Source organism: Tessaracoccus pujii (genome assembly GCF_054483895.1).
Genome location: NZ_CM137012.1, coordinates 2,138,279 through 2,150,650 on the forward strand (window position 1 = coordinate 2,138,279; position 12,372 = coordinate 2,150,650).

9 protein-coding genes are annotated in these 12,372 nt (G+C 68.7%); 4 read left to right on the forward strand and 5 right to left on the reverse strand.

Annotation, left to right across the window (positions count from 1 at the left end; translation table 11 throughout):
* Positions 1-28 precede the first annotated feature (28 nt).
* Positions 29-634: a GNAT family N-acetyltransferase gene (locus tag ACX1D0_RS10390; RefSeq protein WP_459017804.1), complete on the forward strand. Its 606-nt coding sequence runs from the start codon at positions 29-31 to the stop codon at positions 632-634.
* 551 nt (positions 635-1,185) lie between these two features.
* Here the strand turns inward: ACX1D0_RS10390 and ACX1D0_RS10395 are convergent.
* The 4 genes from ACX1D0_RS10395 to ACX1D0_RS10410 all read right to left on the reverse strand — a co-directional run bounded on the left by ACX1D0_RS10395 (position 1,186) and on the right by ACX1D0_RS10410 (position 6,321).
* Positions 1,186-2,805, reverse strand: a complete 1,620-nt coding sequence (locus ACX1D0_RS10395) for an alpha-amylase family protein (RefSeq protein WP_459017805.1) — start codon at positions 2,803-2,805, stop codon at positions 1,186-1,188.
* Between the two features lie 208 nt (positions 2,806-3,013).
* On the reverse strand, positions 3,014-4,405 hold the full coding sequence (locus ACX1D0_RS10400) for an ABC transporter substrate-binding protein (RefSeq protein ID WP_459017806.1): 1,392 nt from the start codon (positions 4,403-4,405) through the stop codon (positions 3,014-3,016).
* Positions 4,406-4,471: 66 nt separating this feature from the next.
* Positions 4,472-5,398: a carbohydrate ABC transporter permease gene (locus ACX1D0_RS10405; RefSeq protein WP_459017807.1), complete on the reverse strand. Its 927-nt coding sequence runs from the start codon at positions 5,396-5,398 to the stop codon at positions 4,472-4,474.
* Between the two features lie 11 nt (positions 5,399-5,409).
* Positions 5,410-6,321, reverse strand: a complete 912-nt coding sequence (locus ACX1D0_RS10410; RefSeq protein ID WP_459017808.1) for a carbohydrate ABC transporter permease — start codon at positions 6,319-6,321, stop codon at positions 5,410-5,412.
* 254 nt (positions 6,322-6,575) lie between these two features.
* Here ACX1D0_RS10410 and ACX1D0_RS10415 point away from each other — a divergent pair, with 254 nt between their 5' ends.
* Together ACX1D0_RS10415 and ACX1D0_RS10420 are read left to right on the forward strand one after the other, a co-directional pair.
* The gene (locus tag ACX1D0_RS10415; RefSeq protein ID WP_459017809.1) at positions 6,576-8,837 is read left to right on the forward strand and encodes an alpha-galactosidase; all 2,262 of its coding nucleotides are present in this window, start codon (positions 6,576-6,578) and stop codon (positions 8,835-8,837) included.
* A 58-nt stretch (positions 8,838-8,895) separates the two neighbouring features.
* Positions 8,896-9,903 carry a LacI family DNA-binding transcriptional regulator gene (locus ACX1D0_RS10420; protein ID WP_459017810.1) on the forward strand — a complete coding sequence of 336 codons (1,008 nt, stop codon included), beginning with the start codon at positions 8,896-8,898 and terminating at the stop codon, positions 9,901-9,903.
* A 184-nt stretch (positions 9,904-10,087) separates the two neighbouring features.
* On the opposite strand, the gene ACX1D0_RS10425 is transcribed toward ACX1D0_RS10420, so the two are convergent.
* A complete protein-coding gene (locus tag ACX1D0_RS10425) occupies positions 10,088-10,678 on the reverse strand; it encodes a TetR/AcrR family transcriptional regulator (protein ID WP_459017811.1) in 591 nt (196 codons plus the stop codon).
* A 130-nt stretch (positions 10,679-10,808) separates the two neighbouring features.
* Here ACX1D0_RS10425 and ACX1D0_RS10430 point away from each other — a divergent pair, with 130 nt between their 5' ends.
* On the forward strand, positions 10,809-12,371 hold the full coding sequence (locus ACX1D0_RS10430; protein WP_459017812.1) for an ABC transporter substrate-binding protein: 1,563 nt from the start codon (positions 10,809-10,811) through the stop codon (positions 12,369-12,371).
* Position 12,372: the final 1 nt, after the last annotated feature.

A 12,372-nucleotide genomic window follows, 5' to 3' on the forward strand; every position in this document is an offset into this window, starting at 1 on the left:
GGCCGCGCAATCGAAGGAAGTACGCAACATGAACTGGGTAGAGCTCGTCGGCTACATCGCCTCGGTGTTGATCGTGCTGTCCTTCGCGATGAGTTCCATCGTCAAGATTCGGATCATCTCGCTCGTCGGGTCCGTGTTCTACGTGGCCTACGGTGCCATGATCGGCTCCGTTCCCATCCTTCTCGCCAACATCACCATCGTCGTGTTTCACTGCATCGCGCTCTACAAGGAGTTCAGCAGCAAGTCCGACCTCGGCGCGACACCCATCGCCCCCGACGCGCCCTTCCTCGTGGACTTCCTGCACTCGCACCTCGACGACATCCGCCGGTCCCAGCCCGAGTACGAGCAGCGCCCGGCCGACACCGCCTTCGTCCTCATGCGCGAGGGCATGCCCGCAGGCGCGGTCCTCGGCACGCGCGACGGCGACACCCTCCACCTGACCCTCGACTACGTCCTCCCCGCCTACCGTGACTCCGAGCTGGGCCGCTGGATCTACGGGTCGAGGACCAGCGCACTGCGCGCCCACGGGATCCGGGAGGTGACGGCGTCACCCACCACCGACGTCCACCGCCGCTACCTCGAGCATGTCGGCTTCGAACGTCGCGACGCGACGTTGGCCAAGTCCCTCGCCTGACCGCGCGGCAAGCCCAGCGACGGCGCCCAAGCCCTACCCGGACCAGACCAGTACCCGCCGCCTGCCTGCGCACGACACGCCGTCACACCCCCGCCTCATGGACGCCCAGCCCATCCGGCCACGCTTCACGCGGCGTTTCGTGCACAGTTGCGACTCCCACGGCAAGGTGCCAGCTCAGCGGTCCCTCGACGCCCCACTCGCACTGCCGTCGGACCTCCTGCGCGGAATCGGTCCCCCAGCGCGGGTGTCCACGCTCAGGGCGGGGTGGGGTGGGTGCCAGTCCTGTCACGTTTCCGCGGTCAAAGCCGACACACCCCAGCCGCCACACACCCGCCTCGGCTCCGGAACGCGGACCTCACCCCAGCCGGCGGCGCCTGCGATGACCGCGAGTGCGACGAAGGCCAGCAGGATCCGGATCACCCAACGCAGGCCCCGAACCCACCGATGAGCTGGCCGACCATCCGCCAACCGGTGCACCCGCGTCCCAGCGCGTTGGGCCGGGGCGGCACAGCCCGCGACGAGATCAACACGACCTCACCCTGGGACTGCGGTCAGCCCTCCGGGGCCGGCGGGGCCGCGTCGCCCGTCGCGTCGAACGGGTCCGACCCCTCGTCGGCCATCCACTCGTAGCGCACCGTCTCGCCACCCGCGCGCCAGACCGACGGCGTCGACGCGTGAAGCCAGTCGAGCGGCTCCACTCCCCCTGGCACCCCTCCGTCGAGCGCCAGCCGCAGCGCCGCCGACAGGTCAGCGTCCACCGCATCAGTCCTCGTCACAGGATCCACCGACACGAACAGCGCCGTCCCGGACCGTGCGATCAGGTCCAGGAACTGGCGGTTCTTCCCCCAGTCGGTGCCGGTGGTGCTGGGCACGCAGTCCGCGTCGACCGTGAAGAACCGCCCATGCTGCGCCGCCCGGAACGCCAACGTGTTCACGCCCACCCGCCGGGTCCGCTCCCACACCAGGCCGGACGTGTCGTCACCGGTGCGCTGGGCCTCGACGAGCCCGGCCGCGAGATGTCCGACGACGTTGCACCCGAGGACTACGCCGTCGTCCCCCGCCGCGACCCTGATCGCCCGGTAGAAGTCCACCAGCACCTCTGCGGTGGTCCGGGTCCGGTCGTGCACGTGCACGCCGTCGGCGATCGGCCGCGGCCCCATCGTCGGCCCCCACTGGCCGAGTGCCTCGAAGGTGGAGAAGTCGTGTTTGATCAGCTCGAAGCCCCAGCCTCGGATGCGACGGACGTCGTCGGCGACGCGCTCGAGGGTCGCGGGGTGACTCGGATCCAACGCCCAGCCGCCCTGCCATGGCCGCAGTCCGCCGGCCTCCGGCTCCCAGCGGTGCTGCAGCGGCCGGAACCAGACCCCGGGCCGCACCCCCTCCGCCGCGATCCTCGCCGCCACCTCAGCCATGTCGGGGAACTCGATCGGGCGGCCCACGTCCCACGGGCCTCCCGACGCCGGCAGGCCATCGGCGGTGCCGTCAAGGCTCCACCCGTCGTCGACGACCCCGAAGGGTCGGACGGGATGGTCGCCGACCAGCTCGGCGACGGTCCGCGCGTCGCGCACCACCGCGTCCGCATCGAACCCGCGACCGTAGGCGTAGTACCAGTTGTTGGCCCCGACGAGGGGTCCGGACGGGCGAGGGTCGCGGCAGAGCGCGGAGGCCAACTCGCCCTGCGTTGCGAAGGCGGCCCCGCCGTCGACGAAGCGCACGACGGCCGCGGTCAGCTCTCGGCTGCCCAGGTCGACGGGGTCCGAGCCGGCGCGGAGGTCCAGCCACAGCGACACCCCGTCGGCGTCCTCCGTCCAGAACGCGAACGATCCCGCGCGGACGTCGACGCCTGCGCCCCAGGTGGAGGCGGCCGATGGCGAGTGGATCAGCACCATCCACGGGTGCACGGCGTCGGCGCGGAGCGGCTGCCAGCACGCGTCGCCGTAGGTGCGCTCCCAGGCGTCGCCGAGGACCAGCGCGTCGGCGGGGAGGGTGCGGCGCCAGCGGAGGTGCACCCGGCTGACGGGTACGCCGGCCGCGGCGACGGTGACCGCCATGCCGTGACCGTCGGGCAGGCAGCGCACGTCGATGCCGGTGCTTCGCGGGTCTCGCCAGGAGCCGCGGGGGCTGAGCTGGACGCGCACGAGGTCGGGAGTCGGGACGGTGACGGTGGCCATGTGATCTCCTTGTCCGGTGTGGTTTGAGCCGATGGATGGGCTCGCGGCGAGGCTCGCGCTCAGTTGCCGCAGGGGGGTCGCCGCGACCCCATCCATCGGCTCAAAACGCCCCAACCCGACCCCGCCAGAGCCCCGGGTGCGGGTGACGTGTGGGATCCGACGCGCGAGGGGGCCGGACGGTCTCCCGCCCGGCCCCTTCAGTGCTAGATCAGCCGTTGAACAGGGCGTTGACCTGCTCGTTTGCCGCATCCAGCGAATCGGCGTCGGCCTGGCCGGTGAACACCGCGTCAACCGCCGGCTGCATGATGCCGGTGATCTGCGAGGCGTAGTCCGTGATCGGGAACAGGAAGGTGGTGCCCTCGTTCACGTGCACCAGGAACGGCTCGACGTCGATCCCGCGATCGGCGAAGGCAGCCTGCGCCTTCTCGGTGGCCGACGGGATGGCCGGGAAGACCACACCGGCCTCGCCGACGATGTCCTGGCAGGCGGCGGAGCCGAGGTACTCGACCCACTTGATGGCGCCGGCCTTGTTGTCCGAACCGGACCACACGGAATCGGCCAGGCCGTTGTACATGGAGGCGCGCTCACCGGACGGGCCGGTGGGGGTGGGGGCGAGGCCGGTGTCGATGCCGGTGTAGCCGAACATCTGGTTGATCATCCAGGAACCGTTGGTGATCATGGCGTACTTGCCGGCGCCGAAGATGTCGCCGGAGCTCTGACCCGTGACGGCCTCGACGGTGGGCATGTAGCCCTTCTCGGCGAGGGAGGCCATCCAGGAGATGGTGTCCTTGAACTCGGCGGCGTCGTAGTTGTACTTGGTGCCCCAGGGGTTCTGGTCGGTCATGGTCCAGTCCGTGGTGCCGGAGTACATGCTCCACTGGGTCTGGCCGTTGCCGCCGCCTGAGCCACCGTCGAGGCCGAGGCCGTACACCGCGACCTTGTTCTTGTCGAAGCCGGGCTCGTCGCCACGAACACCGTTGTTGTCGATCGTCAGGTGGGCGATCATCTCCTCGTAGGTGCCGCCGTCCTCCGGGTTCCATTCGAGGGTGGCGAGTTCGGCCTCGTCGACGCCCGCGTCGGCGATGAGGGCCTTGTTGTAGAAGATGGCGACGGTGTCGAAGTCCTTCGGCAGGCCGTAGCGCTCGCCGTCCTGGCCGACCCAGAGGTCCGCGAGGCCCTCCTGGTAGTTGCCGACGTCCACGCCGTCGGCCTCGAGGGTTGCGGTGAGCGACTGCAGCTGTCCCTGGGTGACGAACTCCGGGTACTTGGACAGGTGGTTGGTGAATACGTCCGGAGCGGTGCCGGCGACGAAGCCGTTGGTGATGCCGGACCAGTAGTCGTCCCACGCGTACTGGGTGATGGTGACCGAGACGCCGGACTCCTCCTTGAAGCCGGCGGCGCACTGCTCGTAGGCGGGCTTCTGGTTGTTGTCCCAGAGCCAGTAGTCGACCTCGCCGGAGGCGGCGCTCGTGTCGATGGCCGCGCCGCCGTCGGTGGTGGCGGTGGGCTCGGTGTCGCCGCCGCATGCGGTCAGCGACAGGGACAGGGCGGTGACGGCCGCGAGGGCGGTACCGGCCTTGCGGAGGGTGAACTTCGGCATTGCTGTTCCTTTCGGGAAGGGGTGGGGTGAGAGGGGGCGGACAGGGGGGAGGGTGACGACCGCGGGCTACTTGCTGCCCGAGTAGCCGATCGAGTCGATGATCTTTCGGGCGAAGGCGAAGAAGAGGATGAGCACGGGGATGGCGGCCACCAGGGTCGCGGCCATGAGGCCTGCCCAGTCCGGCGAACCGGCCGGGGTCTGGGAGCGGAACACGCCCAGCGCCACGGTGAGCACCTTGGTGTTCTCGGAGTTGCCCACCAGCAGCGGCCAGAAGTAGTCGTTCCAGGTGCCGATGAAGGTGAGGATGCCGAGCGTGGTGATGGGGGCGGTGCTCATCGGGAGGATGATCCGGAAGAACGTGCGCCAGGGGCCTGCACCGTCGAGCGACGCCGACTCCTCGATCTCCCTGTTGATGCCCAGGAAGAACTGGCGCAGGAAGAAGATGGCGAACGGGGTCATGAGGAACGACGGGAGGATCATGCCTGGGAAGGTGTTGAGCAGGCCGAGGTTCTTGATGAGGAGGAAGTTGGGGAGGCTGGTGAAGATCGGCGGCACCAGGAGGGCGCCGAGGAAGATCCCGAACACGATGTTGCGTCCGGGCCAGCGCAGCCGGGCGAAGGCGTAGGCCGCCATCGCGGAGAAGAACACCTGGCCGATGGTGACGGCGCCGGCGTAGATGACGGAGTTGCGCAGGTAGAGCCAGAAGTTCACCGACGCGCCGGAGCCGCCCTCGGCGATGGCCTCCTCCTGGGTGGCGAGTCCGAGCACGCGCCTGAAGGCGCCAAGGGTGAAGTCAACCGGGAGGAGTGATGACGGGTCCGACGACAGGGACCTCGTGGTGGAGAGGGCGGTGCGGAGCATCCAGTAGAACGGGAAGAGCGACAGGATCAGGAAAGCGATCATCGCGGCCCAGGCGAGGATCCGTCCGGCGTTCCACTTCTTCTTGGTGCGCTTGACCGGCGCCTCGGTGGTGGTGTCAGCGTGATTGGCCATGATGGGTCTCCTTACGCCAGGTCCGACTCGCCGGCGCGCAGCATCCGCAGTTGGATGGCGGCCAGGACGGCGAGGATGATGAAGAGGATGACGGCCAGGGCGCTGCCGTAGCCGAACTGACCTTCACCGAAGGCCTTCTGGTAGATGTAGTACTGCATCACGCGGGTGACGTTGACGGGGCCGCCTCGTGTGGTGACCGCGACCGTGTCGAACACCTGGAACGAGCCGGTGACCGTGATGACCAGGATCATCGCCAGGACGGGGCGCAGCAGCGGCAGCGTCATCTTCCAGAACGACGTCCACTCGGAGGCGCCGTCGATGGAGGCGGCCTCGTAGATGTACTTCGGGATGGTCTGCAGTCCGGCGAACACCAGCAGCGCGGTGTAGCCCATGTGCCTCCACACGTTGACGAAGGCGATGGTGGGGATGGCCCACATCTCGTCGGCGAAGAAGGCGATCCTGGAGGCGCCCATCCACTCGATGACCTGGTTGAACAGGCCGATCTGGTAGTCCAGCAGCCAGAACCACAGCATGGCGGCGATGACATTGGAGATCAGCCACGGCAGCAGGAGGGCACCGCGTAGCGCGATGGACTTGGTCAGCCGCTGCATCATCACGGCCAGCAGGACCGCGATGACGGTCTGGAAGCCGATGTTGAGGATCACGTACCAGATGGTCACGCTCATGGCGTTCCAGAACAGCGGGTCGACGGCGATCTTCTCGAAGTTCTGGGTGCCGATCCAGGTGGGTTTCCCCAGGATGTTGTACTGCGTGAAGCTGAAGTAGACGCCGCGGATGGCCGGCACGAGGTAGAAGACCACGAAGCCGATGGCGGCGGGGGCGATGAACATCAGCGCGGTGCGGAGGTCGCTCTTGCGCTTGCGGTTCGGGTCGAGGCTGTGCTCGATGGTTCGTGTACTCACCACGTTCCCCTCTTTGGGACTGCCCCGGCATCTCTGACGGGTGTGTGCGGGTTTGCATGATGGAATCTACACGCGTTACATCGGCAGCGCAAGACCCCGTTACAGAATCGTTATTGCGCAGAATCCACGCTTGCATTCGCCCCTGTGCTGATGCAACCATGATATCTACATGCGTAGATGATCGACGGACAACGCAGTTCCCGCCACGCCGGTCACTCCCCCAAGAACTCGGACAGATCCAGGAGGGATCCCTCATGAGCCAGCCCATCCACGCCTACGTCACACTGCGGACCGAGGGGGTCGGCGTCGTCGTCGATCTGACCGACGGGCGCCTCCCTTCGCTCCTGCACTGGGGCCCGGACCTCGGTGAGCTCAGCGCCGACGACGTCTCGGCGATGGCGCTTACCGCCGTGATGCCCGCCGCACCCAGCACCGTCGACGAGCCCAGCCGCCTCGCGCTCCTGCCCGAGCACTGGTCGGGTTGGGTCGGCCGCCCGGGTCTCAGCGGATCCCGCGCCGACGGCCGGGCCTGGTCGCCGCGGTTCACAACGCACACGCTGCTCGTCGACGGCACGCAGACAGCCGCCTCCGGCACGGCGCCCGCGCTCGTCGAGTTGGGCGCCGGGACCGTCGAGGTACTCGCCCGCGACGAGACCGCCGGGCTGGAGATCGGCCTCACGATGGAGCTCACCGCCGGCGGCATCCTGCGCAGCCAGGCACGCCTCCTCAACGCCGGCGACGACGACTACCGTCTCGACGACCTCGTCCTCGCCCTCCCGGTGCCCACCGTCGCCTCCGAGCTGCAGGACCAGGCCGGCCGATGGGCCAAGGAGCGCGTGCCGCAGCGCCGTGACTTCACCGTCGGCGCGCACGTCCGCGAGGGCCGCAAGGGCCGCACGGGCGCCGACGCCGCGACAGTCCTGCACGCCGGAACCCCCTCGTTCAGCTTCGCCGACGGCGAGGTCTGGGGGGTGCACGTGGGCTGGAGCGGCAACCACACCCACTACGCCGAGCGCGTCTTCACCGGCGAGCAGGTGATCGGTGGCGGCGAGCTGCTCCTCCCCGGCGAGGTGGTGCTGGCGCCGGGAGCTGAATACCTCAGCCCCTGGCTCTACGGCTCCTACGGCACGGGCCTCGACGAGGTGGCTCGTCGCTTCCACCGCTACCTGCGGTCGCGGCCGCAGCACCCGTCGTCGGTGCGACCGGTCACCATCAACGTGTGGGAGGCGGTCTACTTCGATCACTCGCTGCAGCCCCTGCTGGACCTCGCGGAGAAGGCGGCCGGCGTTGGCGTGGAGCGCTACGTGTTGGACGACGGCTGGTTCGGCGCCCGCCGCGACGACTTCGCCGGCCTCGGGGACTGGGTGGTCTCGACAGACATCTGGCCCGAGGGCCTGCACCCGCTGGTGAACCGGGTCAAGAAGCTCGGGATGCAGTTCGGACTGTGGTTCGAGCCCGAGATGATCAACGAGGACTCCGATGTGGCCCGCGCGCACCCCGAGTGGATCATGGCCACGGGCGGCCGGACGCCCGTGGAGTCGCGGCACCAGCAGGTGATCAACCTCGGCATCCCGGAGTGCTTCGACTACATCCTGGGCCAGATGAACGCGATCCTCGACGAGTACGACATCAGCTACATCAAGTGGGACCACAACCGCGACCTCATCGACGCCGGCACCCACGCCACAGGCCAGGCCGGCGTACACGCGCAGACCGAGGCCGTCTACCGCCTGATCGACGAGCTCAAAGCGGCCCACCCCGGGCTCGAGATCGAGTCCTGCTCGTCGGGCGGCGCCCGTGTGGACCTCGGCATCCTCCAGCGCACGGATCGCGTCTGGGTCTCGGACTGCATCGATCCGCTGGAGCGCCAGCAGATGATGCGCTGGACCCAGCAGCTCCTGCCGCCGGAGCTGCTCGGCTCGCACATCGCGTCGGGCACCTCCCACACCACCGGCCGCACGCACGAGCTGAACTTCCGCGCCGGCACGGCGCTGTTCGGGCACCTCGGCATCGAATGGGACCTGCGCCAGGCCTCCGACGACGAGCTGGCCGAGCTCAGCGAGTGGGTCGCGTTCCACAAGGCCCACCGCGAACTGCTGCACGGCGGCGACCTGGTGCGGATCGACTTCCCCGGCGACTCCCTCATGGCCACCGGCGTCGTCGCACCGGATCGGTCCAAGGCGATCTACTCGTTCGCGTCCGTCTCCACGCACGTCACCGCCCTGCGCGGCCGGCTGCGGATGCCGGGCCTGGATCCTGAGCGCCGCTACCGCGTCTCCCCTGTGCTGGTAGGGCGGGTGCCGTCGGGCCTGCGTCCGGCGATGTGGTGGGGCGTCGAACGCGACATGGCCACCGAAACCGTCGACCTCACCGCCGGCCGGCCTCCGCGACTGGTCCCCATCGCCGACGAGTCCGGCGTCGTCCTCTCGGGCCGGGTTCTGGGCTCTGTCGGCGTCATGGAGGCCCTGGTGCACCCCGACCACAGCCTGCTCTACCTCGTGGAGGCCGTCGACTGACGCATTGGCCCGCGGCGGCGCGGGAGCCCTACGCTTGACCACGACGATGAAAGGGACGATGACCAGCGAGAACGGGAAGCCGGCGCGGGGGGCAACCCGCGACGACGTCGCGCGGCTCGCCGGCGTCAGCTCCGCCGTCGTCAGCTACGTGGTCAACAACGGCCCCCGTCCCGTCGCAGAGGCCACGCGGACGCGGGTCCTGGAGGCGATCGACAAGCTCGGATACCGGCCCAACGCTGCGGCCCGGTCGCTGATCATGGGGCGATCGGACCTCGTCGGGCTCATCGTCCCGGACGTCCGCAACCCGTACTTCGCGGCGCTGGCCCAGGCCGTCGAGGTGGAGGCGCGGGCCCAGGGCGTCAACCTCGTGCTCGCCCAGGGCGCGACGGGTCATCTGGCCCACCTCGTCGAGTCCCTGAGCGGCCACCTGGTCGCGGGCATCATTTCAGCGGCGGTGCCCGAGCCGGCCGCGCTGGAGATCATCCTGCGCAACAAGATCACCATGGTGCGGTTGAGCCTGGTGCCGCCGGATGTGGATGCGACGTCGGTCCTGCCCGACTTCTACAACGGGGCGGTCGACGCCGTGCGCCACCTCGTCGAGGTGCACGGACACACCCGGATCGCGCTGGTCGTCGGCTCAGACCACCCCGAGGACGAGAGCGTGATCGACGACCGCTTCAGGGGTTGGCGCGACGTGCTCGGGGCGGCGGGATTGCCGACCGACGCGGTGATCCGGGTGCACTGGTCCTTGACGGCCGGCCGCGACGCCGCGCGGCGGCTGGTGCGCGACTTCCCGGAGTGCACGGCCGTGTTCACCATGTCGGACCAGCAGGGCATCGGTCTCATCGCGGGGCTGCACGAACTGGGCCGCTCCATCCCGGGCGACATCGCCGTCACCTCGTTCGACGGCTCACCCGAGGCCGAGTTCACCTACCCACCCCTGACAACGGCAAGCGTCCCGATGGACGCGATGGCCAAGGCGGCGGTGGCACGGCTGATGAAACCCGGCCTGAAGGCGATCGTGTTCCGGCCGGAGTTGATCCTGCGCGGCTCCTGCGGCTGTTGAGCCACGCGCTCCGGCTCCGGGAGCGCAACGAATTCCACTCGCCGTCGGCGAGGAAGCTGCCGGACAGGCTCATCGTCGTGGGCGCTCGGCGGGTCGACGATCGTCGGCGCACCGTCGTCCTCGACGCCAGGACAATCCGTGAAACTATTCCACATTGAAGTTTTTGGATCGACAGCTCCAGCTGTCAGAGGGGGACGGTGAGGAACTGCTGCATGTGGCGCCGCATATCCTCGGCCATGTCGATGCCGGGGATGTCGTTGAGCCAGAGCAGCTGGAGCCCCTCGACCATCGACACACAACTGACGGCGGCTGCGCGCGGGTCAACGCCCTCCCGCAGCTTGCCGAGCTCACGTAGGTCCTCGAAGGCCTGCGTGGTCTCCTTCACGATGAGCTCGAAGCGGTCCTTGAACTGCTGGTGCGCCGGGTGGTCCGGGCTGGTCGCCTCGCCGGCGATCACGGTATAGAACCTGATCAGATCGCGCTTCTCGTTGTTTCGGCGCGAGATTTCCAGCAGTCCACGCAGGAACTCGATGTCGCGGCGACCGCCGAGGATGTCCTGCGCGGTCTGGTCGCGGCGCTCGAACACCGCCAGGAGCATGGCCAGCTTCGAGTCGTAGTGATGCAGCAGGCCCGGCTGGCTCATGCCCACCTCCCGCGCGATCTCGCTCACCGAGGCGTTGGTGAAGCCCACCCGCGAGAAGACGCGGAAGGCCGCGTCGAGCACCTCCTCGCGGCGCTGCGCGCTCTTGCGGTACTCGCCCCGGACAGTTGCCATGGCAGGACGATAGCACCCCAGGAACGAAAACCTTGATACCTTTAGATTTTCGATCTACTGTCCTCACAAGACGCCGACGACCGCCGTCCACACCTTCACCGACGAAGACCCAACGAAGGGAAACACACCGATGTCCCGCATCATCAAGGCCCTGGCGCTGGGGGCAACCGCCTCCCTCGCGCTCACCGCCTGTTCCTCGGGTTCCAGCGACCCGACCACCTCGACCGGCAGCACGGCCGGCTCCGCGTCCTCGGCCACGGCGGCGGAGCGCGGCGGCGAGCTGCGCATCGGCGCCGTCGTCGACATCGCCACCTGGAAGGCGGCCGACGCCGAATGGGGCAACGTCGCCACGTACCACATGGCCGTCTACGACACCCTCCTGCGCACCGCGGCCGACGGCACCGTCGAACCCGGGCTCGCCGAGGAGTGGACCTACAACGACGCCAACACCGAGCTCACCCTCGAGCTGCGTGACGGGGTCACCTTCACCGACGGCACCGAGCTCACCGCGGACCTGGCGGCCCAGAACCTGATCCGGTTCCGCGACGGTGCCTCCCCCAACACGAGCAACCTCGCCGCCCTCACCGAGGCCACCGCGGCAGACGAGGACACCCTGGTGCTCACGCTCTCCAAGCCCGACCCGGCCCTGCTGACCTACCTCAGCCAGAACTCCGGCCTCGTCGCCGCCGCGTCCAGCTTCGACGCTGCCGACGCGCAGACCAACCCTGTCGGCTCCGGCCCGTACTTGCTCGACACCGCCGCCACCACCGTCGGCTCCAGCTACAAGCTCACCGCGAACCCGGACTACTGGGACCCGAGCATTCAGCACTACGACGCCATCACCATCAATTTCTACGCCGACGCATCCGCGCTGCTCAACGCGCTGCGCGACCAGCAGGTGGACGTCGCCAACCTCAACTCCGTCACGCAGATCCCCGACGCCGAGTCCGCGGGCTACACCATCAACCAGGCCCCCGTGAACTGGAAGGGCCTCATCATCGCCGACCGAAATGGCCAGGTGAACGAAGCCCTCGCCGACGTCCGCGTCCGTCAGGCCATCAACCACGCCATCGACCGTGAGGGCCTGCTCCAGGGCCTCGAGTCCGGCTACGGCGAGCCCACCACCCAGATCTTCGGCCCCGGCACCGAGGCCTTCATCCCCGAACTCGAGGACGCCTACCCCTACGACCCGGAGAAGGCCAAGGCCCTTCTGGCCGAGGCCGGCTACCCCGACGGCGTGACCATCGTGATGCCCCAGACCGGCTTCGTGCCCCCGTCGGAGCCGGAGCTCATCGCCGGCGTCCTGGCCGAGTCCGGCATCAACATCGAGTACGAACAGGCCGGCGAAGGCTTCATCGGCGAGCTTCTGGGCGGCAAGTGGGCGGCGTTCGCCTTCGGCCTCAACCAGGAGCCCATCGCGTGGATGACCTACCTGCTGGCTGTCGATCCGGGTTCGGCGTGGAACGTCTACCACCAGGGCGACGAGACCGTCGCCGGGTTTGCCGAGCGCATGCGTCTCGGTGGCGACGATGCCGAGGCCGCGGCCAAGGAGCTCAACGAGTACCTGGTCGATCAGGCCTGGTTCGCCCCCTTCTACCGGGTCATGGGCGTCATCGTGAGCGCCGACGGCACCTCGGTGACCATGAAGGACGGCCAGGCCGTGTCCAACCTCTGGGACATCGTCCCGGCCTGAT

Excerpts from the sequence above, each read along its gene's own strand:
- ACX1D0_RS10430 (WP_459017812.1), top strand. The coding sequence starts at position 10,809 with ATGTCCCGCATCATCAAGGCCCTGGCGCTGGGGGCAACCGCCTCCCTC.
- ACX1D0_RS10420 (WP_459017810.1), top strand. The coding sequence starts at position 8,896 with ATGACCAGCGAGAACGGGAAGCCGGCGCGGGGGGCAACCCGCGACGAC.
- ACX1D0_RS10415 (WP_459017809.1), top strand. The coding sequence starts at position 6,576 with ATGAGCCAGCCCATCCACGCCTACGTCACACTGCGGACCGAGGGGGTC.
- ACX1D0_RS10425 (WP_459017811.1), bottom strand. The coding sequence starts at position 10,678 with ATGGCAACTGTCCGGGGCGAGTACCGCAAGAGCGCGCAGCGCCGCGAG.
- ACX1D0_RS10400 (WP_459017806.1), bottom strand. The coding sequence starts at position 4,405 with ATGCCGAAGTTCACCCTCCGCAAGGCCGGTACCGCCCTCGCGGCCGTC.
- ACX1D0_RS10395 (WP_459017805.1), bottom strand. The coding sequence starts at position 2,805 with ATGGCCACCGTCACCGTCCCGACTCCCGACCTCGTGCGCGTCCAGCTC.
- ACX1D0_RS10405 (WP_459017807.1), bottom strand. The coding sequence starts at position 5,398 with ATGGCCAATCACGCTGACACCACCACCGAGGCGCCGGTCAAGCGCACC.
- ACX1D0_RS10390 (WP_459017804.1), top strand. The coding sequence starts at position 29 with ATGAACTGGGTAGAGCTCGTCGGCTACATCGCCTCGGTGTTGATCGTG.